This is a genomic window from Brucella sp. H1_1004, assembly GCF_047308065.1.
Classification (GTDB): Bacteria; Pseudomonadota; Alphaproteobacteria; order Rhizobiales; family Rhizobiaceae; genus Brucella; species Brucella pseudogrignonensis_B.
The window spans coordinates 545,404-569,067 of sequence record NZ_JAYKZA010000001.1 but is presented as its reverse complement, the minus strand read 5'-3'; the positions used below and the strand labels follow the sequence as shown (position 1 = coordinate 569,067).

Genomic DNA, 23,664 nt, shown 5'->3' with positions numbered 1-23,664 from the left:
TCTCTGTGAGTAGGGAAAATTCAGCCTTGGCTCGGAACCGTTGGCGCGGTTGCCGGGCCTTTTGCTTTTTCATCTCTGAGAATTGTTTTCAAAAGCTCTCGCATAGCATGGGAGCGCGACGAAACACGATGGGTAAAACGCCAGTCATCAATCTGCTTAATTAGGCTTGGCTCGATCATAATCTGAACCTTGGCCGAAAGTGCTTCTTTCACATAAACCTCCGTTAGTTCCGTTAGTAACGGATTAACTATGTTCTGAAGCGATCCTTGCGTCAAGCAAAAAAGTAACGGAAGTTCCGTTTATTGACGCACTTGTGGATATTGCCTTATCTGACGGCAACGGAGAAGCTTATGACTGACGATAAGAAAACGCTTAAATTTCAAATGATGATGTCGCCAAATGAAGCCAAAGAGCTTGACGATTGGATGTTTGAAAATCGCGTTCGCTCGAGAGCGGAAGCAATACGACGCCTTTGTCAGATAGGCCTCGCCGCTGATAAACATTTCATTCCTATGTGTGACGGTTATGTAGATGTTTTTAACGCGGCAATGGAAGTCGCGAGCCGGACTGAGGACGAAAGTGAGGCTATCAGAATATTTGATAGCGTTTCTAAAATTGCTGAGTCTTTCACGCGTCTTCGTGGCGCCGTCCTCCCAATGAGAGGCAATGAAGAAATTGAAAAGTCGTTAGCCGAAGTTGAAGAATATAAGCGGGCTTGTGAACAGCAAGATTTGTCACCTTCACAGGCTATGCTTTCACTTTGGAGAGTAAAAAAGGGTGGCGAATAGCTTCACACCAACGGTGAAAACCTGACGCGTCTCAAGTCGAAACGCAACCAGAACGCAAGCAAACGCCTGCAACTGCTGGCCTATCTGGAAAGCGCAACGCACAAAGAACGCAAGAAAAACGCAGAATTGCCATGGCAAAACCGTGGCATTTGCTAGATGAGGTTCTCAATCTTTCAACGACTTAGCTGTTTGCATCAAATTAATGCTAACCCCATCTGGCGATCCACTTCGAGCGCAATCTTATCCGCCGCTGCAATGAGAACGCTATCAAGCCGGTGAGTGTATCGACTGGTTATTCCACTGCCAGAATGACCAAGCATCGCGCCGATGGTGCTATCTGAAAAACCGAGATCAGCGCCGACACTGGCGAATGAATGGCGCAATACATGAGGCGTCACGTCTTCAAATCCAGCGGCCTTGAATATTCCGCGATAGAAACGCTTGATCCCCGCGAATGGTCGGTTCTCAAGTCGTGGCGCTGGCAGCACAAAATGACTGCCTGGATCACGTGACAAGCCATCCAGCAGGGCGACCGCTGGGGATCCGAGCGGACGAATAGACTTCCCGGTTTTGCTGTCTTCTAACTTGAGCAAGCTGTTTTCAAGATCGACCTCAGACCACTTGAGATTTTCAATCTCCCCGATCCGGCAACCTGTCAGCGCAGCCAGACGCAAAGCAAGAATGCCTTGCCATGCCTTCGTCTCATCAGTTTCAGCAGCTCGCAGCGCTTGGCCGAATGCCTTATATTCAGCAGGTGATAGACGCCTGTCGCGCTTGCCTATAGCTGGCTTTTTCACGCCATAGGTCGGATTTGTTTCAATGATACCCTCAGACACAGCATAAGAAAGGATAGCGCCAAGCGTTGCTGTTGTTCTCGTGGCAATACCGGTGCCACCCGATACGCGAATGCGCCCACGCAACTTGCCGGACTTCTCAGATGCCTTTGCTGTCTTGCCTGCCGATACATCGCGGATGAATTTCACTATGTCTGCACGCTTGAGGTCAATGACAAGCTTCTTGCCGAGCAATGGGCCAATGTGAGCATCGACGGCGCTCTTGTCCGTGGCAACAGTGCTTTGCTTTTTTGGTTGACCGCCTCGGCCAATGATAAGTCCCTTGCCAGCAGCTGCCAGATAATTATTGCACAGTTCCCAGACGGTCAAAGAAGTGCGGCGCGTTCGACGCTCAAGAGCAGGATCATCGCCCCGGATGGTATCGCCCAGCGTCTTGATAGCCAGCTTACGTGCTTCTTCTGTCGTGACCGAGCCATGCCGCCCGATTGTCATTCTTCTGCGAGCGCCGTCGGCCGTCCGGTAATCGACAATATAAGAACGTGATCCAGCCGGATTAATGGAAACGCCAAAGCCTTTGAGATCGGAACACCAGACCGTATATTGCTTGTCTTTTGGCTCAGCTTTATCGACAATTGACTTGGTAAGTTTTGGCACCGTGCGACCCCCACATTTCCGAATTACTCACCATATACTCACCACAAAAATGGAAGTATGGGAATATGGCCGGAAACGAGTGGAAACAGATGGAAACTGTAAGGCATTGAAATTAATAACGTAATCGACTTAAAAGAAATTTCTGGAAACAAATGGAAACGTTTAAAAATTTCATTGACATTGTAGGGGTCACAGGTTCAATCCCTGTTACGCCCACCATTCGAACTCCTGATACATCAATAGGTTAGACGGAATAAGAGAAACGAATAAATGGCTCTCTTTAGGTTCACTGAACCTCTCATGAACCTAATGCCCCTTTTTCTGTGCGGCTTCCATCCTCTGCAATATCTCTTTCACGACACGCATATCCCCGCCGAGTTGTGCACAATAAATAAACCGCCCCGAAGGGCGGCTTTCATAGTCTTTTGTCAATAATTACTTTGCCCAGCGACCATCGTACTTGAACTCTGGCGCCTTCTCAATTTCTTCCTTGGTCGAGTTCATAACTGCCGACCATTTCTTGTCTTCGTCAAAATAGGTAATATCCACGGCATCAGGGGCAACAATCACGTAACGCTCACCAACTCCCAGAAAGCCGCCAACAGACACGATATAGCCACTTAGTACACCATCTGAGATAATAAGGTCCTTAATTTCCCCAATGGTTTTGTCGTCGCCATTTACGATATTCAAACCGATAAGATTATAGCTAAGAACAGCAGTCGGTTGAGCAGTCACAAACACTTCTTTTTCTGCAACAGTGGCAGTCTGAGCGTTAGCAAAAGAAACCAGGGCAACAGTTGCAGCAGCAGCGAGCAGAATACGACGCATCTAAATTCTCCAAAACTTTCAATGACATATTAGCCAATTGCTTAATGTGCATAGGCCGAAATCGTTCCAAAAATATTTGAGAATAATTCAATGTCCCTTCTTCTGTCCTCGCCTTCTCCAGTCATCGGCGCCCAAATCTTTTTTCCAAAGGTAGCAAATAACCCGCCGAGTGATGCGGCTGCGAAAGATACAAGCATAATCGCTCCAACGCCACGCTCTTGCCAGCGGTTGAAATCTGCAACGGGTTCTTCGACCTTTTCAAGGCGATGGTTCATGCCTTTCATCTGCCTGCTCATCTCCTCAAGGAGACGTTCGGTTTTCTCTTGGCGCTCATATTGCTGCTTCCGGTCTGACCCGGCTTGTTCTTGATCCCTGATGATATGATCAAACTTGCCTTCGACACGGCCTAGCGCCCGCTCCTGCCCTTCATCGGTCATTACCAACAGCCCCGCGCATTACCGAATTGATTATGTGATGCAATGCCCTGCCCCGCCCTCAGATCATTTCCAGCCAGATAAAGCGCTGTATCAGGCTTAAGGCTGATTTGCTTCCAACCAGCTCAGTTGCTCGCATTGCTCGCGCAAAGCAACAGCATCCATATTGATAACTTCCTCATCTATTTCGGCCCTCTTTTGGATTGCCTTTGCGGTTGCTTCTGCTGCGGCCAATGCTGACCGCTGACGCTCTTTGATCGTTCCAGCCACATATCCAGCAGTCAGACACAAAAATGCCGCCAGAACAGCGGCGGCGGTCATCTTCAACCAGTTCGGGATTAGCGCCCAGATCATGACAAATCGGCCTGTAGCTCTTTAACGGCTTTGAACAAATCGCGACGTCGCTTAATGCCGTAGATTGCAAAGCCGATGATCGCCGCACTGAAAACAAGCTGCACACGCCAATCCAGCCCGCCAAGAAATGAACCAACGCCGCTGACTGCCGACATGATTGCAGCCCCTGCCCACGTCCATACTGTCTTACTGTGCGATGGCTTGGTGCCGAGTTCACCAGGATCAGCAACAACCGGCACCTGCTCCACGATAACCTCAGCAGCGGGCTGCGCAGTTTCGGCAGTCTTGACCTTATTCAGGACAGCTTCAATCTTGGCAGGAGTGACAAGTGCTTTGTTCAGCGGATCGCAAGTGTAATAGCTCTAACCGCGTGTCGGATCGCGGTGTGCGCCCTTGGTCGCGGCCAGCACCGGGAACAATGCCCATTCCTGCGCGAGGCGCTTGCCGAGCTCAGTGCGGCTGATCTTGCCTGCGATAAGCTCATTGTATCCGCGATGTATAAGCAGGTGATAACCAAGACGATCCTGCAAAGTTGCTCGCATAAACTGATAACGGCCAGACGCCGACGATTTGAAGCGATTAGTGAATGAGGCCTGCGCGTCAATCAATTCGCCAAGTGTCATGCTGGTGATCTGCTTCGATAGCTTCCACTGATTGTGACCGTAGATCACGTCATACAACACGCAGCCTGTGCTTCCAACTTCGGTCTGTGCGATGAAGTCAAACAAAAGCGTCGCGCCAGCTGGCACGGTTCTGTCAATTGTGTTTTCCTATTTTTGTAAGATGATCGATGCGCGACGGCGAGGTATAACCATAAATCCGCCTCAATCGGATTAGCAATTGATGTGCATTGCAATCGTGCAATGTCTCTTGAGGCAACCATGGTCGTCTACTTCAACATCAGCTTAACAGTATTCGCATTTCTGTTTGCCTTGGCGGGGTTTTTGGCGATGTTTTTATGATGACCCTCTCAAAGTTCGTCATTCACCTCGAGGGTGGCGTGGTTTATCGTTTGGTTTTGTTTCCAACGATACCATCATTGCCCGCTCTTCGTCCTCGGTAGCCTTGAATTACATCTTGAGCAGGCATTAATAGCCGCTGTATGAACGCACTGAACGCTGCTCGCGAAAGTAACGAACGGCTCTATCTGACGTTTCTCTGAAATTGTCACGCCGTGCAAAATAATTCATAGCGGCCACTCGAACGTGGGAAGTTCAGCCAATCTTAGAGCCAAACAGCACCACGCCATGCGACGAAGGCTTGCGCTTCGGTTACCCATTCTGGGATTGTCGAGTTGACGTAACTCGCCAAGGTCGGGCCGCTGTCGTATTGGCGTCCACTGGCCTTGACGTCGATCATCTGTTGAATGGCAACACTATAGCCATCAATCAAAGCGGCTATTGCGATCGACTTTTTCATGTCATGAGTGCGTGATTAATCGGCATAGGCTTCCCCCTCTGCAAATTGTTGTGGCGGGAAGAGTTCAACAGGAGGAGGATAACGAGCATTCGGTAAAGCAACCCACCCGTCCTGATCAATTGTGACGGTAAGTTGATCACTGTTAGCGCCGTACCATTGCAGATCGCCATATTGTAACCCATCATCATCTGCGCTCAATGTTGGCTCAGCTCGGATCATCTCAGCAGCGGGTTTAAAGCTATTATTCGCCGCCGTGATTGTCGGAGCCACGATGATCAGATCATTCAGCTCAAGCCAATTCAGTATCAACGCCGTTAGAGCCTGAATCATAATGAATGTAACGATATCAGGCTCTTGCGATGCGCCGGGTGAGCAGGCGGATGTTTGCGATGTAGACCCGGGCTTCAGCAGACGCGACGGTTTTTTCGAAATCTTTGGCCAATCTACGGCAACGTCCCAGCCATGCAAACGTCCGCTCGACCACCCATCGGCGTGGTAAGAGTTTGAAGCCCTCAGCGTGATCGGATCGTTTGACGATTTCCAGCGTAAATTTTCCGACCTTTTCCAACCTGTCTTTGAGCTTGGGTCCCGCGTATCCACCATCAGCAAAGATATGCCGTAACCACGGCCAGCGTTTGAGGATGGTTTTCAAGACATCAGGTGCACTATCTCTGTCTTGAATGCCCGCAGAATGGATCACCAGACCAACCATCAAGCCGAGGGTATCAACCACAATATGACGCTTGCGACCGTTGATCTTTTTTCCCGCGTCAAAGCCCCGTATTCCGCCACTTTCCGTGGTTTTTACTGACTGGCTATCGATCACGCCAGCGGTAGGGCTGGGCTGCTTTCCGGTCAACTCGCGTGCTGTCATCACGAGCGCGTTGTTGATCGTGCGCAGCATCCCTTCATCTCGCCATCGATGGAAATACTTTTGCACCGTGGAAAATGGTGGGAAGTCCGTGGGCAAAAGCCGCCATGCGCCACCTGATGAAGCAATATAAAGCAACGCATTTACCACCTCTCGCAAATCCGTCTTGCGAGGGCGTCCGAGACGGCTCGGTGCAGGCATCATCCGTTCGATGACAGTCCATTCCGCATCCGTTAAATCGCTTGCATAACGTGCGTTGCGTCGTCCATATTGTTGCCGAGCGGTTGCAGTCCAGGCCATCATGATCTCCATCGAATGTAAGCTATCCGATTGAATCATAACCTACTGAAATCGCTCAATCCTTTTTGGAACAGGCTCTTAGCATGATACCGGCTGCAATGGTCGATTTGCCGTTCTTCTTGCTTAGACAAAGAAAGAACTCATTGATTAATCGCTGCCCGGTATCTCCATTGTATGCCCCGAATATCGAAGACAAAAAATCAAACACCCATTGCTCACCCGGCCGACCAAAAGTCGGGCGACCCGGAGCGTCAACAATTGACGTGCTCCCGTTAAATTAGGCCATTCAGAACTGGAATTTTCCACTTATGATCCCTTATCCGGGAGAAGGAGAGTTCCATGAAGGCATCGACGTTTTCAGAGGCGCAGATAGCATTCGTTTTGAAGCAAGCAGAGGATGGCACGCCGATTGGTGAGGTTTGTCGGAAGGCAGGTATTTCAGACGCCACGTTTTATAACTGGCACAAGAAATATGCGGGCCTGATGCCATCCGAGATGAAGCGGTTGCGGCAACTCGAGGAGGAAAATGCCAAGCTGAAGCGGATCGTTGCTGATCTGTCTCTGGACAAGGCCATGCTTCAGGATGTTTTGGCAAAAAAGCTCTGAAGCCTGCACGCAGGCGAGCGCTTGTCGACACTATTAAGTCGGATCGGAAAGTCTCGGTAAGACGCGCCTGTTCGGTGCTCAAGATTGACCGGTCACTTTATGTCTACAAGTCAAAGCGCGGCGAGCAGGCTGAACTGAAGCTCAGGATCAAGGACATCTGTCAGATACGGGTTCGTTATGGGTATCGGCGCGTGCATGTGCTTCTCAAGCGTGACGGCTGGCCCGTTAATCCGAAGCGAATCTATCGTCTTTACAAGGAGATGGGACTTCAGCTGCGGAACAAGGTTCCCAAACGGCGTGTGAAGGCGAAGCTTCGCGCTGATCGCACAGATGCGACGCATTCCAACCATGTCTGGGCAATGGATTTTGTCCATGATCAATTGGCGACAGGACGGAATATCCGCATCCTGACGGTGGTTGGTACATTCTCACGCTTCTCGCCAGCAGTTGATGCCCGCTTTAGTTATCGTGGTGAGGATGTGGTGCAGACCCTGGAACGGATATGTTGTCAGGTTGGTTATCCTGCGGTTATTCGTGTGGATAATGGCGGCGAATTTATCTCTCGTGACCTGGATTTATGGGCTTACCATAAGGGGGCTCGACTTCTCCCGACCCGGCAAGCCGACAGATAACAGCTACATCGAAAGCTTCATGTATAGACGGCCCCCGCGGGCGCAAGAGGCTTTCTGCAAGTTCAGGTCATCATTCGGGTGCGTTCATGTATTCGGCCTTTAACTGCGACCGATACAATGGTCGCTGGCCCTGATGGAGTACGCGGATCGAGGCCTCATCAACGGGTCGCGCTTGAATGGCGCCTAAAGCTCTCCGGGTTTGCTCGATCCTCAGCTCCGCTGGATGACCATCTGCTGCTTCTGCACCTTACACCAACTGGATTGGGTTGCGGCCTTATGCGGCCTTAACGTGTGCCTCTCTGAACATTTCTCCATTCGTCATCATCGCCCAGATGATCCGGGCAAGCTTGTTGGCCACCGCGACGGCCACAATCATAGGACGCCGTCGTTGCAGCAAAGCGTCGATCCAAGCTCAGCCGACCTTCGCTCGCGCTTTTGGATACCGAACGATGTTCCTGGCACCGATCACAAGCAGATGACGCAGGTACGCATCTCCTTGCTTCGTTATGCCTCCTAATCGAGTTGTGCCACCGCTGGAGTTTTGACGCGGGGTCAAGCCCAGCCAGGCGGCAAACTCTCGACCAGAGCGAAACATTCTCGCGTTCGGAACGGTCGCAGCGATAGCCGTAGACGTGATTGGGCCGACACCTGGGATCGAAGATAGCAGATTACAGACTGGATCTGATCGGCCCACTTCCGCTAGCTTCGTCTCAATTCCCTCTATCTGCGTGTTCAACTCGCCGACCGTTCACATAAGACTGTTCAAATGCGAACCGGGCATGTTCTGGTAACGACGCTGCGACTTCCTCTATCGAAGGCATTATGGTCTCGATGCGTTGTCGACCTTGACCGAAGATGATTCCAAACTCAGCAAGGTGAGCGCGGATCGCACATACTGCCATGGTCCGTTGTCTCACCAGCAGACCTCGAGCTCGATGTAACATCAGGAAGCCCTGGTTGGCTTCCGATTTGATCGGAACGAAACGCATATCAGGTCGTCGGACGGCTTCGCAGATGGCTGCAGCGTCCGCAGCATCCTTCTTAGCGCCGCGCCGTACAAACGGCTCAATGTACGAAGGCGGGATCAATTTAACTTCGTGACCAAGCTTCGTCAGTTCGCGGGCCCAGTAGTGTGCGGTAGCGCAAGCTTCCATGCCAACAAGGCATGGCTTAGCACTCTGAAAGAACTTGATCATCTCGCTTCGCCGGAGCGCAGCGTTTTTAATCACTCAACCCGCGGCATCCACCGCATGGACGTGAAAGTTATGCTTGGCCAGATCAAGGCCGATTGTGCTGGCAATCATATCAATGGCTCCTGTTTGAGTTGGCTATTCATCATACGACGATCCGGGTTGGAGCGGGACCGTCTTCCCCATCAATGGCAAGTTCAGAGCCGAGTGCCTGAACGCCCATTGGTTCATGAGCCTTGACGACGCCCGCATTAAGATGGAGGATCGGTGTAGAGACTATAACAAATTCCGGCCACATAGCGCCATAGGCAATAAGGTGCCGATTTCGCTTATGAATGGCTCAACGGCATCCCCGCCGCTTTGAGCCTTAAACCCGGAAAATTCCAGCTCTCCGTGGTACAAATTCGGGGTGCACCTCATAAACCGCTGGAGCGAACTCAAAACTGGATAAAACTTGGGGGCAACGTCAGGTGCTTTAGCCGTTTTTAGCACGTTTTAAGCACCATCTGCATACACAGCGGCCTACCACTATACGGATAAACTGCGTCGCCCTCCTGGGATCGAACCAAGACACACGCATTCAAAGTGCGTTGCCCTACCGTTAGGCTAAGGGCGAATGCTGCTGGTATTTTTGAAGAGACTTTTACTAAGTCTTCCGAACCAATACACCTTCAAGAAAAAGAAGACAAAAGATTGCCGTAATTTAGGAAAAAACTAAAACTGTTCTAAACTGGAGAAGTCTAATGCCCCGCTCCTCTTACACACCTATCCAAAAGTTTCTTCACTGGTCAGTTTTCTTACTAGTAATTTTTGCCTATCTCGTAACGTTCGGGGAAGACTTTTTTCCTCGGGGGTCTACTGAGCGCAGCAATGTGTGGTGGCTGCATATTTCAATCGGGCTACTGTTGTTGGCGTTCGTAATCTGGCGAATAATTGTTAGAGTTTTCTCTAGCACGCCAGTAATGCCCGATACGATGTCACCACTTGAAAAGAAAGCAGCAAAATTTGCACATCACTTGCTTTATACTCTTCTGGTCTTGATCCCTGTACTCGGCATTTGGCTTGCCCAGCTCAGAGGTAACGAGCTTTCTTTCTTTGGAATATTCTCCATTCCTCAATTCATAACTCCAAACAGAGATTTGTCAGGAACAGTGAAAGAAATTCACGGTTTCCTCGCAAATCTCATTCTTATCGTTGTGGCAATACATTCTCTTGCCGCACTTTGGCATCAGTTTTACAAAAAGGATAATATCTTGAAAAGGATGCTTCCTTAGATCAAAAACTTTGGGAGGATTTGCACCTCCCGGCAATCAGGTGGACATTTGAATGCTAACTAGTGAAATCGAAGATCACTGCTCCACCCAAATAATGGTCGATGGATCAACACCAAGTGCCTTAGCAACTTTCACAGCCTCAGATTTTAGTGCGCTCGTCAACTTTGGCTGACGAGACAGTACCCAAAAATATTTCTTAGGATTATCCCCCGCAACAATCGACCATTGATAATTACGGTCAAGAGCCACGATATTATAAGCGCCGTAAAACGGGCCAAAGAAGGAAACTTTCAACGCACCAACGTTTGATGCCTCAGCAAACTTTGCCTTGCCAGTGGAGCTTCTGAATTTGCCTTTTGCCGGATCGTAACCAGCATTAACGACTTTTATCGAACCGTCCTCGTTTAGCGAGTATTGGGCCGTGGTTTGGTTCATTCCTTTTTCAAAGCGGTTTTCAATACGACCGAGTTCATACCACTTCCCTAAATATCGATCTGAATCAAAATTTTGAACTGGAGCCAAAGCCAAATCGTGCCGTGTGGTTTTGCAAGCGGTCAAGATCGCAAGACCAGCCAATGCAGTTATAACACCCCAATGTTTCAACTTCATATCACCACCTCATTTGCTTCTAGCAGTGTAGATATAACGCCAAGGGTATGTTTCAAGCGCTTTTAATTTTATATGTGTGGCGCACCGTATTGGCCCATAAAAGGGGTGTAATTTGGACGAGAATTTTCATTCTTTTCGCCCACCCGTTATGCTTCGGCTCTAACCTACAAATAAAAACCGCCCAGATTTCTCCGAGCGGTTTAGTTAAACTGGAGGTCAACAGTTATTAGAATTTGTATGCAACGCCGAGACGGACTTCATTGGTCTTAAACTTGTTGCGGGTGTCTACACCGTCAACGTCAAAGTTCTTGTGACCGTAATCGGTATAACGATATTCGAGACGAAGGATTACGTTGTCGGTTGCAGCGTAATCAACACCAGCACCTGCTGTCCAGCCGGTGTGGGTCTTGCTGGAAGAGAAATTGTCTTCAAAGCCGTCAACGATTGAGGTTGCAGAGTTCTTGACCTGACCGAAAGCTACACCACCAGCGATGTAAGGCAGGAAGCGGTCAACTGCGTAACCTGCACGTGCACGTACAGCACCCGACCAACGCAATTTGCTTTCTAAGCTAGCGAAATCACCGTCAATATCTGTTTCTGAGAAACGCTTCTTGAGGTTATTGTAGGTTACGTCACCGTCAATACCAAGTACAACGCTGTTGCCGAGGTCAAAGTTGTAACCTGCATATAGACCACCGAGGAAGCCATCTGGCTTGAGGCGACCGCCTTCTCCATCGGCATCGCTAAACGTTGACTTGCCCCAGCCGTAGCCAATCTGGCCACCAAGATATGCACCGTTCCATGTGAACGATGGCGCAACAACTACTGGAGCTGGCTCTTCATAAACAATGGCGTCAGCTGCGTTTGCTGCCGAGATGCCTGCAAAAATAGCTGCCGAAGCAAACAAGATCGCTTTGATTTTCATCTAAATCTCTCCAAGCCGTTTAAAAAACTCTAGAAATTAAAATAAGGCATCCTGTTCAAAAGTCTGTAGTAAATAAGACACACCTAACTCAATAGGGACTTTTAACAGAGTAGCGTTTTATTATAATTAATAAATAATAAACAAAAAAACGTCGCAGAGCTAATAACATCCAATCATCTCCACTCTAATTTAGGCAAACACAATGTCGCATATCGTCAAAGATGAAATTGAACACATCAAAGCCAAGATAGAAGAAATTAAGGCTAAACTCCATGCGCGTTCCGGACAATCTGACCATGAACGAGAAGAAGAAGATGCTGAACTACGCATCCAGCTAAATGATATGATTACCCAAATTAATGCGATACTTCCGCATTAATGACAAATAAGACGCGTCCCGAGGGCCGCTCGTATTCTTGCTCACATTGTTCCGTTGCTCAGCAGGAAGCCCGTCATAGTCAAAAGGGAGCGGCCCTTGCGGCCAGAAGAACATAGAGCCTTTGGCAAAGCATTGCGTGAAGCCGAGGAAAAGGCATTGCAAGGCGTGGCGGCTCTTAAGCTGGCAGCGTCTACAGGGTGACGGATCGGTGAGATTGAAAATCTGAAATGGTCCGAGGTTGATCTTACAAACACTCTCCGGACGCTGGAAGACAGCAAGACTAGCAAATCTGTTCGACCGATCGCCACCCCCCTACTGTAGCCCTTCTCAAGAGCCTGTCAAGGACTTCCAACCAAAAGTTCGTCTCTCCATCGTATCGGCTCGAAGATTGCGCCTATGCCGGTATCAAGCGGTTCTATTGCGATACCTTCAAGGCCGCTGGTTTTGATGATGTGACCCCGCATGTGCTTCACCACTCATTCGCCAGCGTTGGGGCTGATCTGGGCTTCTCAGATAGCACCATATACGGCCCGTCATTCGTGAGAAGAACCGGCGCTGTCTTTGGGCTTACGCAATGTCTCAGGCCAAAGCTTTGAAAGTATCCTCGGTCAATGCTTCTGGGGAGTTGCGCTGGCTGCGAATTTCGTTTTCAAAGTGGTGCGCAATGTTGGACGGCGTGCATCGAAACTACGGAAAAGTTTCTGCAGACATGGCAATTGCTGAAATTTGAGGAAAACTTGCCAGCAATCGTGTGCAGCCTAACGAAAAGGCAAAAAACTGCACCTTGCGACTTACCCCCGAAATCGGTGATATTCGGGATAATATGGAGGCCAGCGCGTCAAGAAATTACAACACGTTTACAACTGATAGATGGGCTGTAAAAGACCGCAAGGCTGCACTTCCAAGGTTTGGTGAAAAGCTGATCTATGCTGATATGTCGGACTTGAGAAACCAGCGTAAACGGAAGCAGTATTCGGCCAAGCCAAAGGTTGCTTGACATAACTCCTTTCCCGCATTCTAGTTCTTCCCATTAAAGTGAGGGGCAGAATGAATTTTAAACGGTTCATTGGAACATTTTGCGCATTGATGCTTGCGTGTATAAGTCAGATTGCTAATGCGCAGGAATTGACTAATTCTCAGAGGAATGCTGCTCGATCAGCTGATGATTATCTGAACATGATGCCTTTTTCAAAAGAAGGTTTAATTGATCAGCTTTCATCAGATGCGGGTGAAGGCTATGATCGAAACGATGCTGAGATTGCTGTTAATAGCTTAAGAGTGGACTGGAATGAACAAGCTGCAAAAGCAGGCGAGAATTATCTCGATATGATGGGGTTTTCTTGTAAAGGTTTGTTTGAGCAACTGTCTTCTGACGCCGGCGATAAATACACTAAATCTCAAGCAAAATACGGTGCTGAAAAGGCTGGCGCTTGCGATTAGGTTGTTCGATCACACATCAACTGACCTCAATACTTAAGAAATTTAATCAATCTATCCCACTGGGTCTGCGTTGTCTGACTTGTGTTCATTGACAGGCTTGGCCAGTGTTTTGATGTTGTCTTTACCATGAGAGAATAGCGCAAGCGTTATCAATGCGAATACCATAATGATGATTGCTACGTCGAAGGCGTTAAGTGCGCAGGCTATTCCGATTGCACCTGTAGCCCAAAGGCTCGCAGCTGTAGCCGTTCCTTTAACAGACGAACTCAGGCGAAGAATAGCACCACCACCAATAAAGCCCATGCCGGTGATGACGCCTTCGATAATACGGGCTAACGCTTCGGGGTTATCTGCGGTCAATCCTTCTGTCGCCTTAACGAAGCCGCAGCTAGCAACGGCAACCAGGGGGAAAGTTCTCAGTCCTGCACTACGTTCTTCGACTTCACGGTGCCACCCGATAGGCAGAGCTAATATATAAGCTGCTGCCAAGGTAATAATGTGCGGCCAAACATTGAAATTGTCAGCACTTAAAGCTTGATGAAGGGCTGATTGAAACTGCTCCATTGTACCGCTCCCATTATTGATGCAGCGATAACGTAGTCAGTTTATTTCAGTTCCCAACAGAACGGCCTATGCGATGTCGTACGAGGAGGCGGCTTGCAAGGCGCTCGCTGCCAAATCCGCTGTATAGCGGATGAGCATCATCAACCGTGAGCTTTCCAAAGCTACCGATAGACATGCGCTTACGCTGGCCGACTTGATTGTAGTAATCAACATCGAATGGCCTTTTGTTGGTCGGGAAAACTCTCACGCCAAAGCCCTGCAAGTCACTGCGCCAAATGAAATATGGTTTGTCGCGCAAATCGGCATTGTCGAGAATTTCTTTGGCGAGTTTTGGCATTCCGTGACCCACTCACTAATCGTTCGTGCCATTGTAGTGTCACTGTAGTGCCACCACGAATTAGAAAACAATGAAAGAGCCAAGAAAACTAAAAAAACAATGTCACTGCAAGCCATTGATAATGTGCATTAAATAAACTTAAAAGAAATGTCTGGGAATTTTAGGAAGCGCTAGACGGAAACATTTACATTGTAGGGGGTACAGGTTCAATGCCTACTACACCCACCATTCGAATTCAAAGCTAAGATTACAAATAACAAAAAGCTCTTAGCGCTTCAGAAACTCTCCCATTTTGATGCAAACCATTATTTCAGCTTACGATTAAATAATTCGGAACAAACCTCAGCTTCACGCGTTTAGGCGCTCGGAGACGTGTACCCACACACAAGCATACGCGGCTTCGGACTTGAGGCGGAGTGATTTTTTCTAAATGTTTCATAAAATAATGTCAGGACGATACTGGCGGCTGAAGTCTGCTACCGACCCTCATCATAAACGCGTCGATACGCTATGCAGCGACCTCTCGATGTTTGGATCGGAGTCTTCATACAAAAACTATTTGCAAGCGACCCTGGCAAGCCGTTTACTGCTAGAATCCATGCTCGAAGCGAGCCATATTGAGGCATTGTTGCCTCAATGGAGTGAGCGACGGATTGAACCTGACCTCACAAATGATATTAGTGACGTCAGTGAATGTTCCCCGCCAGAAACATTGAAGTTTAAACGCGCGACAGAACCGGTCGACTTACCAACAATTATCGGAACACTTTATGCGCTGGAAGCGTCGGCTATACGCGTTCCCGAACGGATGACTCTTGTATCGAAAATGGGTTTCACAAAGGACTTTGGTGCCCGACATATCAACCGTCAAATCTTAAATTTGCGTTCATGGCAGCAAACACTTAATTTAATCGAGATAACGCCTTTTGATGACGATGATGAAGAGCGCTGCACATTTGCAGCCATCGCAGCATTCGGTGCCTTTGAGTACAACTATCAAAAGGTCTTCAATGATGTTGCCCCACAGCGAAATTGACCAAACTGCCTGTGATCGCGAACCAATTCATATCCCCGGATCAATTCAGCCGCACGGTATGCTCTTAATTGTAGAGTTAGCAAGTGGTCGGATTATGGGCGGCGCAGGTGATCTAGAGTCGATTTTTGGTCAAACATGGTTGCACGGCAATATTAACGAGGTATTGAAATTCAACGCGCTCTCTTTGGCTTTAGCCGCACCGAAAAAAGATGAAATCATTCTAGGAAAGCTGGTCGTAGATAGCATAACCTTCGATTTGCTCGGCCATATTTCAGATCAATATTTGTTGGTCGAAGTAGAACCCGCCCTTCAATCACTGGTAACTGCCGAACAATCGCTCGCAAACCTCGAAAACATCGCGCAGCAATTCGAGGAAACGCCGGACTTGCGCACATTATTTGCTAAGGCCGTCGTTACTTTTCGACAGTTGACCGGATTCGATCGCGTGATGATTTATCAATTCCTTGAAGATGGGTCAGGTGTTGTCACCGCAGAAGATGGAAACGAAAAATACAAGCCGTTCATTAATCATCATTTTCCTGCGAGCGATATTCCAAAACAGGCACGCGCACTTTATTTACACAATCGTGTTCGCGTTATACCAAATTCGCATTACACGCCTGCGCCTTTGCGTTGGATTGGCCAAGAACCCGAACAGCCGCTTGATCTTAGCGATGTCGTTCTGCGCAGTGTTTCGCCAATCCATTTGCAGTATTTGCAGAATATGAATGTAGGCGCCAGTGCATCCATATCGATCATCAAAGACGGTCTATTATGGGGGTTAATCGCCTGCCACAATGCAACGCCACTCGTCATGCCATTCGCGACGCGAACAGCAGCGCGGGCACTTGCCGCGAGTCTGGCACGCCAAATGAAGGCGAAAGATGAGGCGGAAAATGCACGTGAGCGATTGCGCCTGCGCTCTCACGAAGATCGTCTTGTAGACGCCCTCCTTATCAATGCACCGATCGGGGAATGCCTTGCGCAGAACGCCGATAATTTGCGTAGAATGATGATTGCCGACGGCTTTTCGATTGTTTCTGACGGTAAGCTTATAGCTCAGTCTGGCAAGGCCCCGAATATAAGCGACCTTACCCATATCCTCGAACTGATAGAAGACAAATTCAAAGATGGCCTTTTTTACTCCCATGAATTCGGCCTTCAGAAAAACCTGCCTGAACAAATCGTTCAGATTGCCAGCGGCATATCGGTGCTCAAGCTCTATTTAGAAGAGGACCTTTTTGTCATTTGGTCGCGTGCGGAAAAGGTACAAACAGTTGAATGGGCGGGCAATCCACACAAAGACACATCCGCTTCAGCATCGTCGCCTTTGACACCGCGCGCTTCATTCGACGCGTGGACAGAAAAAGTACGTGGCAAATCGCGTTACTGGAATTTCAACAAGATCGATGCGATGCATCGCATAAGCCGTGTGATACTTGAAGCATATCAGCGTCGTCGGATTGACAAACTAAACCGCGAACTTCAGCGCACTTTGGACCAGCAACAAAAGCTGCTGGAGCAAAAAGATTTTCTCATGAAGGAAATCAACCATCGTGTTCAAAACAGCTTGCAGCTTGTTTCAACATTTCTCGGCATGCAAATGCGAGAGATTGATGACTTACAGATTATTCAATACCTTACTGACGCACGCAGTCGTATTGCAGCAGTAGCACTTGTTCATCGTCGCCTGTATTCTGACAGTTATGTTGGCTCTGTCGATCTGGCGCGTTATTTGGATGAACTATCGAATGAACTTTTCCAATCAATGGGCGAGGAATGGCGAAGCCGACATACCAGCAAACTCGCGCATGTGCTCATCAACGCCGACCGCGCAATTAACATTGGCTTGGTCTATTCTGAACTTGTCACAAATGCAAATAAGTATGCCTATGACGGCGCACCGGGGCCAACCGCTGTTTCGCTTGATCAGCATTTCAACCAAGCTCGCTTAATTGTTGCTGATAGTGGAACGGGCAAAACAAGAACACGAGAGGGATTTGGCAGCAAATTACTCAATGCAATCATTCTCGGACTTGGCGGAGAAATGGAAGAAATCGATAACCGTCCAGGACTGAAGATCGTTGTCACCTTTCCAATTGAACTTTAAATCCAAGATGCTCGAGTAAAAAACGTAAGCTGCTATTTGCCTAGCACTCTATCGCGATTCAAGAAGAGCATTACGTATTCGCTTTACGACAGTGAGTATCAACAGCAGACAAAAGACTGGCTGCACCCAAAACATCCATTGTGGCAAGGCCCCATCGATGGCGATCCACGCGCCAAGTACGCCGAAAACCACAGCGCGGTCGCTCTTGCCCATTGGACCGTCATAACGGCGGCTTGATCCGAGCGAGGCTGCCGTGACGCCGACAAACTCAGTCAGCGTGGCAATGAAGATAATCGCGAAGATCCAGAGCGCCGAAAACGGCGCGATGATCGCAAAAGGCGCATAGAGCGCTGCGTCGGAAATCACATCGCCGATCTCGTTGAGATAGGCACCCAGCACGGATTTTTGACCGTGTTCGCGCGCCAGCATACCATCAACCGCATTGAGCGCCATGCGAAGAAACAGCCAGACTGGCACAAGCGCAAACCAGATCGGATTCCCGTTCAGGCCAAGAAAGGCACCAAGAGCGATCGAGCCCAGTGCGGCTGCAATCGTGACCTGATTGGCCGTCACACCTTTTGCAGCAAGCTGTACGACAAGAGGTCTCAACACGTTCTGGAAACGGAACTTAAGTTGATAAACAGACATAAGAAACTTTCGGGAAACTTTTGGAAATGACGATTATGTAAAAATCAGCTATTTGCGACCGGCCTTAGCTCGTTTATTCAAACATTCTATTCTACTCAATAGTAATTGGGGAGAATAAGTTGAAGGGCTTGCTGAGAGGAGTGGGAATGAACCAGCCTACGAAATTACCGGGGCATGAAACGGCGTCACATCGTGCAGCGCAAGAATCCCATTTCGTCACCCATGACGGCACTTCGCTGTTCTATCGTTTCTGGCCTGCCCTTTCTAAAAAACCGAAAGGCGTTATCGTTCTGCTGCATCGCGGCCATGAGCACAGCGGACGTGTGAGCCATCTCGTGGATGAGCTCGGCCTTGATGATTATGCATTCTATGCCTGGGATGCGCGCGGCCATGGAAACTCTCCGGGCGTGCGTGGCTTCTCGCCATCCTTCGGCGCTTCGATCCGCGATCTCGATAGTTTCGTCGCCCATATCCGCCATGAAACTGGCATAAGAAACGAAGACGTGGCGCTTATTGCGCAGAGCGTTGGCGCTGTTCTTGCGTCTGCATGGGTGCATGACTATGCGCCCAATATCCGTGCGCTGGTCATGGCGTCGCCAGCCTTCGACATTAAGCTTTATGTGCCTTTCGCCAAAGAGGGCATCGCGCTCTGGCAGAAACTCAAAGGCACGTTCTTCGTCAATTCCTACGTCAAACCGCAGTTTTTGACCCATGATCGGGAGCGCATTGAATCCTATCGCACTGATCCGCTGATTACACGGCCGATCGCCTCGCATATTCTGCTTCAGCTTTATGAGGCGGCAAAGCGCGTGGTGGATGATGCGCGGGCGATTACCGTTCCGACACAACTACTCATTTCCGGCAGCGATTTTGTCGTACGGCCAACTCCACAGCATCGCTTTTTTGAGAACCTCGGCAGCCGCATTAAAGAGCGCCATGTGCTCAAAGGTTTTTACCATGACACGCTGGGTGAAAGGGATCGCAAACCGGCACTCGCTCTGATCCATGATTTCATCGAGGCCCGTTTTGCAGAGGCACCGCAACGCACCGATCTGACGGAAGCGCATATTGCTGGCCACACGCGCGACGAGGCTGACAGACTATCAAGTCCGCTACCGCTGCTTTCACCGCGCGGTCTTTATTGGGCGTCCACGCGCGCCTCTATCGGCTTTGGCTCGTTTTTGTCGGAAGGTCTGAAAGTTGGTCGTCGTACCGGGTTTGATTCAGGCTCCACGCTCGATTATGTCTATGAGAATGAAGCGCGGGGCTTGGGTCCCGGTGGCAAACTCATCGACAAGCAGTTTCTGGAAGCCATCGGCTGGCGCGGCATTCGCCAGCGCAAAGTGCATCTTGAGGAGCTGATCAGACACGCCATCAGGCGACTTGAGAACGAAGGTCGATCAACCAATATCGTCGATATTGCCTGTGGGCATGGCCGTTATGTGATTGATGCGGTGGTGCGGGCGGGCGAATTGCCAAACAGCATTCATCTTCGTGATTACTCGCCGATCAATGTGCTGGCTGGACGCAAGCTCATCAAAGATCGTGGCCTTGAAGCAATCGCTCATATGGAAGAAGGCGATGCCTTTGACGAGGAAAGCCTTGCAAGCATCACGCCGCAACCAGACCTTGCGATTGTGTCCGGACTTTATGAGCTTTTCCCGGACAATGCGCTCATTAACCGGTCGCTTTCGGGCCTCGCTCGTGTGCAGCAGCCGGGCTCACTGCTCATTTACACCAACCAGCCATGGCATCCGCAGCTTGAAATGATCGCGCGTGCGCTCACGTCACATCGCGGCGGACAGGCATGGGTCATGCGCCGCCGCACACAGGGCGAAATGGATCAGCTTGTTGAAAAGGCTGGCTATCGCAAAATCGAACAACGCATTGATCAGTGGGGCATTTTCACTGTCTCGATCGCCGAACGCATCGGAGACGACGCAGCGTGATAACAAGACCGGCAGACCATAGTGGTTTACCACGGCGGGCTGTGATCCGCCGCGCAATCGCTTGGCTTCTGTTTCTTGGACCGTTTTTCTATCTGACCTATGGCACGGCCAACTGGCTTGCATCTCTCCATGATGACGTGCCGAACCTCGCTTTCAACTGGGAAGGCCATGTTCCCTTTATCGCGTGGAGCATCATTCCCTATTGGTCTGTCAATCTGTTTTACGCGATAGCACTTTTCGTCAATGACAGCCCGGAACAGGTAGACAGGCTGGCTAAGCGTTATCTCACCGCGCAGATTATCGCTGTCCTATGCTTTGTAGCCTTTCCGCTGACAGCCACATTCGTCAAACCTGCGACCTCCGGCCTGCCGGGTTTCATGTTCGATGTGCTGGGCGGGTTCGACAAACCATTCAATCAGGCGCCTTCGCTGCATATCGGCCTTTTGATCATTATCTGGGATCAGATGCGTCGCGTGATGGGCGATGTAATGCGGGTGGTCTGGCATGTCTGGTGTCTGCAGATCGGATTGTCGGTGCTAACCACCTATCAGCATCATGCGGTTGATATTCCGGCAGGGGCTTTGCTCGGGCTGTTCGCGCTATGGCTTTTCCCACGCAACACGCCATCGCCTTTGGCAGAGTTTCACATCACATCCGACCTGAAATCGCGGCGGATCGGTCTTTATTATCTTGCGGGGGCAACAGTTTTTCTTGCGCTGGGTGTCCATGGTCTGAGCATCACCGGCTACGCGATTTTCTGGTTCTGGCCCGCAACCGCGCTTGCAATCGTGGCACTCGGTTATTTCGGTGCAGGTCCGAACATTTTCGAGAAAGACACCGATGGCTCGGTCAGTCTTGCCAGCCGTCTGTTGCTCTGGCCTTACCGCTTCTTTGCCCGGATGAATATCCGCTTCTGGACGCGCAAGCTCCCAGCCCATGTCGAACTTGGCGACAATGTTTTCTTGGGGCGTTTCCCAAAGGCTAGAGAACTGCAGTTTTTCTCGACCGTCATTGATCTTGCATCCGAAATGGTGCCACCCGCGCACTCTATCGACTGGAAAAGCTACGGCACGATTGATCTCATCAAGCCTCCCGCAGAAAAGCTACAGCTTGCATCAGATGCGGTCGAAGTCGCACGCCACCACGGCCCGGTGCTTATCTGTTGCGCGTTGGGCTTTCAACGCAGCGCCACGGTTGCAGCCCACTGGCTTGTCAAAACGGGACGTGTGAACAATCAACGCGAAGCCGAAGCGCTGATCCGCGCAAAAGGCTGGCCGGTGCATCTGCACACAAGTGAGGTGCATGAATGAGCGCGCAGGCATCAAGCATCGCAGCAAGTTTGCAGCGAAATGCCTATCTCGCCATTGCGGTGGCCGTATTGATATTGGCTGCCGCTCCGTTTTTGCGCGTCGTGCATGACCTCACCTTCTGGCTGGTCTGGCCGATCCTTCTTGCGAGTGGTTTGGTCACTCTCGGAATTGCCGCTCACCTGCTTTTCGATGCAGCACTTTTTCGGCTGGTTGCCGCAAGTCCCATTGAAGAGGCGGGGCTGATCGAACTCGACAGGACGCTCGAAAAAATGGGCCTGCGTAAAGCAATCGGCCCCACCCGCCCGCTCGTCGAACGGATTGCCGGCTCCCGGCGCATCATCGGTCGTTTGCGGTTTTTTCTGGCACTAGCCATTGTGCTGTTCATTCTTCTGGCCTTCGTGCCACATGGTCAGGGGCTTTGATATGCGGGAGCTGATCCGCCATCAGGTGCAATCGATTTTCGGCTCGTTTCTGGCGATCCTGTCACGCGGAATTACCGGCGTGCGGCCCATCTGGAGCGGCACCGGACCCTCGCGCAATCAGCGCATCTATTTTGCCAACCACACCAGCCATGGTGATTTCATTCTGCTTTCGTCCTGTCTTAATCAGGAAGAACGTGCGCGCACCCGCGCCGTCGCCGGTGCTGATTACTGGCGGGGCAATGCCGTGCGCCAGTTCATGGCTGAAGTGCTGTTGCGCACCGTGCTTGTGGAACGCAACTGGGTGGAACGCACACAAGATCCGATGGAAGTGATGCTGAAAGCGCTGGCCGATGGTCATTCGCTCATCATCTTTCCCGAAGGCACACGCAACATGACCGATGAGGCGCTGCTGCGTTTCCGCTCCGGCATTTACAATCTTGCGCTGGCGAGACCGGATGTTGAACTGGTGCCCTGCTGGATTGAAAATATGTCACGCGTGTTGCCAAAGGGCGCGATGCTGCCCGTGCCACTTCTTTGTCGTGTGATTTTCGGTGCGCCAGTTCAGCTCCATGAGGGCGAGGACCGCAAGGAATTTCTCACACGCGCGCGCCAGAGCCTTCTCGATATTCAGCCTCAGAATGGTAATCACCCATGAGCGAAACGACCCAACTCTTCCTTGGCCTCATGGGCGTTCTGGTCACAGCCAGTGCCGTTGCCGGTGTGTTGTCATGGCGTGCGCCAAAACCGCTTTCATCCACGCTGGTCAACCTCAATGCCCGCATCAAGGCATGGTGGATCATGGTCGGCGCTATGTGTATCGCCTTTCTCTTCGGAAAAGGCGGCGTGATCGTGCTGTTTGCGCTCATTTCATTTGCGTCATTGCGCGAATATGCGACGCTGACACAAACCCGTCGCGCTGACCATCGGGTGCTGCTTGGCATGTTCCTGCTGGTCATTCCGGTGCAATATTATCTGATCTGGATCGACTGGTACGGTCTCTATTCCATCTTCATTCCGGTCTATTGCTTCCTCGCCATGCCTGTGCTGACGGCCCTTTCCGGCGATACGTCGCGCTTTCTCGAACGCATCAGCGAGCAGCAATGGGGCATCATGCTTTCGGTCTATTGCATCAGCCATGTGCCTGCATTGATGACGCTGGATATTCCGAGCTATGAGGGCAAGAAGCTGCTGCTGATCGCATTTCTGGTGGCAACCGTACAGGGCAGCGACGTGCTGCAATATGTTTTCGGAAAATTGTTCGGCAAGCATCGCATTGCGCCCAATATTTCCCCATCCAAAACCTGGGAAGGCTTTGTCGGAGGAGTCGCGAGCGCATCTCTTCTGGGGGCTGGACTTGCCTGGCTCACACCGTTTTCGCCATTGCAAGCTGGTGCGCTGGCCGCGACCGCTTGCGTCATGGGCTTTTTCGGCGGGCTTGTGGCATCTGCCATCAAACGTGATCGCGGGGTCAAAGACTGGGGACATATGATTGAAGGGCATGGTGGCATGCTCGACCGTGCAGACAGTCTCGTCTTCTCGGCCCCGGTCTTCTTCCACATTGTGCGGTACTTCTGGGCGTAACCCCCGGTTTCAAATGTGACAAAACAAAGCCTTGAAAACCCGGGATGCAGTAAAAACTTGTTACCCGGTTTTGCAGGTCTTTATTTCGCGATGCCTTTTATGACCTTTAAGCCTTTCTGGGCGGGTTCCGTTTTACCGGACCCGCTCTATCTGTTTGCTCGGGTGGGAAATGCAAAAGAACTGAAAGGTTGAAACGATGAAAACTGC

Annotated in this window: 28 protein-coding genes, 1 tRNA gene and 3 pseudogenes; 15 read left to right on the top strand and 17 right to left on the bottom strand. The window is 50.3% G+C overall.

Annotated features, from left to right (window positions below; translation table 11 throughout):
* Positions 1–20 precede the first annotated feature (20 nt).
* Positions 21–212 (bottom strand): hypothetical protein, encoded by a 192-nt coding sequence (locus tag U2P60_RS02780; protein ID WP_413571144.1) that lies wholly within the window; start codon positions 210–212, stop codon positions 21–23.
* 138 nt (positions 213–350) lie between these two features.
* Here U2P60_RS02780 and U2P60_RS02775 point away from each other — a divergent pair, with 138 nt between their 5' ends.
* Complete coding sequence (locus tag U2P60_RS02775; RefSeq protein WP_413571143.1) at positions 351–788, top strand: hypothetical protein; 438 nt, start codon at positions 351–353, stop codon at positions 786–788.
* Positions 789–982: 194 nt separating this feature from the next.
* On the opposite strand, the gene U2P60_RS02770 is transcribed toward U2P60_RS02775, so the two are convergent.
* The 9 genes from U2P60_RS02770 to U2P60_RS02730 form a co-directional block, all read right to left on the bottom strand.
* Positions 983–2,236 carry a tyrosine-type recombinase/integrase gene (locus U2P60_RS02770; RefSeq protein WP_413571142.1) on the bottom strand — a complete coding sequence of 418 codons (1,254 nt, stop codon included), beginning with the start codon at positions 2,234–2,236 and terminating at the stop codon, positions 983–985.
* A 435-nt stretch (positions 2,237–2,671) separates the two neighbouring features.
* Complete coding sequence (locus U2P60_RS02765; RefSeq protein WP_313828850.1) at positions 2,672–3,067, bottom strand: PRC-barrel domain-containing protein; 396 nt, start codon at positions 3,065–3,067, stop codon at positions 2,672–2,674.
* Between the two features lie 41 nt (positions 3,068–3,108).
* Positions 3,109–3,504: a hypothetical protein gene (locus U2P60_RS02760; RefSeq protein WP_413571140.1), complete on the bottom strand. Its 396-nt coding sequence runs from the start codon at positions 3,502–3,504 to the stop codon at positions 3,109–3,111.
* 96 nt (positions 3,505–3,600) lie between these two features.
* On the bottom strand, positions 3,601–3,855 hold the full coding sequence (locus U2P60_RS02755; RefSeq protein WP_413572024.1) for a hypothetical protein: 255 nt from the start codon (positions 3,853–3,855) through the stop codon (positions 3,601–3,603).
* Positions 3,852–4,103 carry a hypothetical protein gene (locus U2P60_RS02750; RefSeq protein WP_413571139.1) on the bottom strand — a complete coding sequence of 84 codons (252 nt, stop codon included), beginning with the start codon at positions 4,101–4,103 and terminating at the stop codon, positions 3,852–3,854. Before U2P60_RS02750 ends, U2P60_RS02755 begins: the two co-directional genes overlap by 4 nt.
* Before the next feature lie 114 nt (positions 4,104–4,217).
* Positions 4,218–4,604, bottom strand: a complete 387-nt coding sequence (locus U2P60_RS02745) for a hypothetical protein (RefSeq protein ID WP_413571138.1) — start codon at positions 4,602–4,604, stop codon at positions 4,218–4,220.
* Between the two features lie 475 nt (positions 4,605–5,079).
* Positions 5,080–5,274 carry a hypothetical protein gene (locus U2P60_RS02740; RefSeq protein WP_413571137.1) on the bottom strand — a complete coding sequence of 65 codons (195 nt, stop codon included), beginning with the start codon at positions 5,272–5,274 and terminating at the stop codon, positions 5,080–5,082.
* 15 nt (positions 5,275–5,289) lie between these two features.
* Entirely contained in the window at positions 5,290–5,604 is a 315-nt protein-coding gene (locus U2P60_RS02735; RefSeq protein ID WP_413571136.1) for a hypothetical protein, read from the bottom strand.
* A 16-nt stretch (positions 5,605–5,620) separates the two neighbouring features.
* Positions 5,621–6,445: an IS5 family transposase gene (locus U2P60_RS02730; protein ID WP_413571977.1), complete on the bottom strand. Its 825-nt coding sequence runs from the start codon at positions 6,443–6,445 to the stop codon at positions 5,621–5,623.
* A 339-nt stretch (positions 6,446–6,784) separates the two neighbouring features.
* On the opposite strand from U2P60_RS02730, the pseudogene U2P60_RS02725 reads away from it, so the two are divergent.
* A pseudogene (locus U2P60_RS02725) lies at positions 6,785–7,702 on the top strand (IS3 family transposase); the annotation flags it as partial.
* Between the two features lie 255 nt (positions 7,703–7,957).
* Here U2P60_RS02725 and U2P60_RS02720 read toward each other — a convergent pair.
* Positions 7,958–8,912, bottom strand: a pseudogene (locus U2P60_RS02720) (IS110 family transposase).
* A 148-nt stretch (positions 8,913–9,060) separates the two neighbouring features.
* Here U2P60_RS02720 and U2P60_RS02715 point away from each other — a divergent pair.
* A pseudogene (locus U2P60_RS02715) lies at positions 9,061–9,237 on the top strand (integrase core domain-containing protein); the annotation flags it as partial.
* 181 nt (positions 9,238–9,418) lie between these two features.
* On the opposite strand, the gene U2P60_RS02710 reads toward U2P60_RS02715, so the two are convergent.
* Positions 9,419–9,489, bottom strand: a tRNA-Gln gene (locus tag U2P60_RS02710).
* Positions 9,490–9,616: 127 nt separating this feature from the next.
* Here U2P60_RS02710 and U2P60_RS02705 point away from each other — a divergent pair.
* Positions 9,617–10,147 (top strand): cytochrome b, encoded by a 531-nt coding sequence (locus U2P60_RS02705; RefSeq protein WP_413571135.1) that lies wholly within the window; start codon positions 9,617–9,619, stop codon positions 10,145–10,147.
* Between the two features lie 75 nt (positions 10,148–10,222).
* On the opposite strand, the gene U2P60_RS02700 is transcribed toward U2P60_RS02705, so the two are convergent.
* Both U2P60_RS02700 and U2P60_RS02695 read right to left on the bottom strand, forming a co-directional pair.
* Positions 10,223–10,756, bottom strand: a complete 534-nt coding sequence (locus U2P60_RS02700) for a lipocalin family protein (RefSeq protein ID WP_413571133.1) — start codon at positions 10,754–10,756, stop codon at positions 10,223–10,225.
* 226 nt (positions 10,757–10,982) lie between these two features.
* Entirely contained in the window at positions 10,983–11,681 is a 699-nt protein-coding gene (locus U2P60_RS02695) for an outer membrane protein (protein WP_413571132.1), read from the bottom strand.
* Between the two features lie 202 nt (positions 11,682–11,883).
* Between U2P60_RS02695 and U2P60_RS02690 the strand changes: the two genes are divergently transcribed.
* The 3 genes from U2P60_RS02690 to U2P60_RS02680 all read left to right on the top strand — a co-directional run bounded on the left by U2P60_RS02690 (position 11,884) and on the right by U2P60_RS02680 (position 13,500).
* Positions 11,884–12,060, top strand: coding sequence for a hypothetical protein (locus tag U2P60_RS02690; RefSeq protein WP_413571131.1), 177 nt, complete (start codon positions 11,884–11,886; stop codon positions 12,058–12,060).
* Positions 12,061–12,634: 574 nt separating this feature from the next.
* The gene (locus U2P60_RS02685) at positions 12,635–12,790 is read left to right on the top strand and encodes a hypothetical protein (RefSeq protein WP_413571130.1); all 156 of its coding nucleotides are present in this window, start codon (positions 12,635–12,637) and stop codon (positions 12,788–12,790) included.
* A 317-nt stretch (positions 12,791–13,107) separates the two neighbouring features.
* Positions 13,108–13,500, top strand: a complete 393-nt coding sequence (locus U2P60_RS02680; protein WP_413571129.1) for an Ltp family lipoprotein — start codon at positions 13,108–13,110, stop codon at positions 13,498–13,500.
* Positions 13,501–13,551: 51 nt separating this feature from the next.
* Here the strand turns inward: U2P60_RS02680 and U2P60_RS02675 are convergent, their stop codons facing one another.
* A complete protein-coding gene (locus tag U2P60_RS02675; protein ID WP_413571128.1) occupies positions 13,552–14,064 on the bottom strand; it encodes an MgtC/SapB family protein in 513 nt (170 codons plus the stop codon).
* Positions 14,065–14,110: 46 nt separating this feature from the next.
* Entirely contained in the window at positions 14,111–14,401 is a 291-nt protein-coding gene (locus tag U2P60_RS02670; RefSeq protein ID WP_413571127.1) for an Arm DNA-binding domain-containing protein, read from the bottom strand.
* 430 nt (positions 14,402–14,831) lie between these two features.
* On the opposite strand from U2P60_RS02670, the gene U2P60_RS02665 reads away from it, so the two are divergent.
* Together U2P60_RS02665 and U2P60_RS02660 are read left to right on the top strand one after the other, a co-directional pair.
* On the top strand, positions 14,832–15,437 hold the full coding sequence (locus tag U2P60_RS02665) for a biliverdin-producing heme oxygenase (RefSeq protein WP_313829107.1): 606 nt from the start codon (positions 14,832–14,834) through the stop codon (positions 15,435–15,437).
* Complete coding sequence (locus tag U2P60_RS02660) at positions 15,331–17,547, top strand: histidine kinase dimerization/phosphoacceptor domain -containing protein (RefSeq protein WP_413571126.1); 2,217 nt, start codon at positions 15,331–15,333, stop codon at positions 17,545–17,547. Before U2P60_RS02665 ends, U2P60_RS02660 begins: the two co-directional genes overlap by 107 nt.
* A 48-nt stretch (positions 17,548–17,595) precedes the next feature.
* Here U2P60_RS02660 and U2P60_RS02655 read toward each other — a convergent pair whose 3' ends face one another.
* The gene (locus tag U2P60_RS02655; RefSeq protein ID WP_413571125.1) at positions 17,596–18,195 is read right to left on the bottom strand and encodes a CDP-alcohol phosphatidyltransferase family protein; all 600 of its coding nucleotides are present in this window, start codon (positions 18,193–18,195) and stop codon (positions 17,596–17,598) included.
* 146 nt (positions 18,196–18,341) lie between these two features.
* On the opposite strand from U2P60_RS02655, the gene U2P60_RS02650 reads away from it, so the two are divergent.
* The 6 genes from U2P60_RS02650 to U2P60_RS02625 are packed head-to-tail and all read left to right on the top strand — an operon-like array spanning position 18,342 to position 23,649.
* Complete coding sequence (locus U2P60_RS02650) at positions 18,342–20,144, top strand: bifunctional alpha/beta hydrolase/class I SAM-dependent methyltransferase (RefSeq protein WP_413571124.1); 1,803 nt, start codon at positions 18,342–18,344, stop codon at positions 20,142–20,144.
* Complete coding sequence (locus U2P60_RS02645) at positions 20,141–21,454, top strand: phosphatase PAP2/dual specificity phosphatase family protein (RefSeq protein ID WP_413571123.1); 1,314 nt, start codon at positions 20,141–20,143, stop codon at positions 21,452–21,454. Before U2P60_RS02650 ends, U2P60_RS02645 begins: the two co-directional genes overlap by 4 nt.
* Positions 21,451–21,876 (top strand): hypothetical protein, encoded by a 426-nt coding sequence (locus tag U2P60_RS02640; protein WP_413571122.1) that lies wholly within the window; start codon positions 21,451–21,453, stop codon positions 21,874–21,876. The genes U2P60_RS02645 and U2P60_RS02640 overlap by 4 nt, the downstream gene beginning before the upstream one ends.
* 1 nt (position 21,877) lies before the next feature.
* Positions 21,878–22,531, top strand: coding sequence for a lysophospholipid acyltransferase family protein (locus tag U2P60_RS02635; protein ID WP_007877239.1), 654 nt, complete (start codon positions 21,878–21,880; stop codon positions 22,529–22,531).
* Positions 22,528–23,457 carry a phosphatidate cytidylyltransferase gene (locus tag U2P60_RS02630; protein ID WP_413571121.1) on the top strand — a complete coding sequence of 310 codons (930 nt, stop codon included), beginning with the start codon at positions 22,528–22,530 and terminating at the stop codon, positions 23,455–23,457. Before U2P60_RS02635 ends, U2P60_RS02630 begins: the two co-directional genes overlap by 4 nt.
* A gap of 15 nt (positions 23,458–23,472) precedes the next feature.
* A complete protein-coding gene (locus U2P60_RS02625; RefSeq protein WP_413571119.1) occupies positions 23,473–23,649 on the top strand; it encodes a hypothetical protein in 177 nt (58 codons plus the stop codon).
* Positions 23,650–23,664 lie beyond the last annotated feature (15 nt).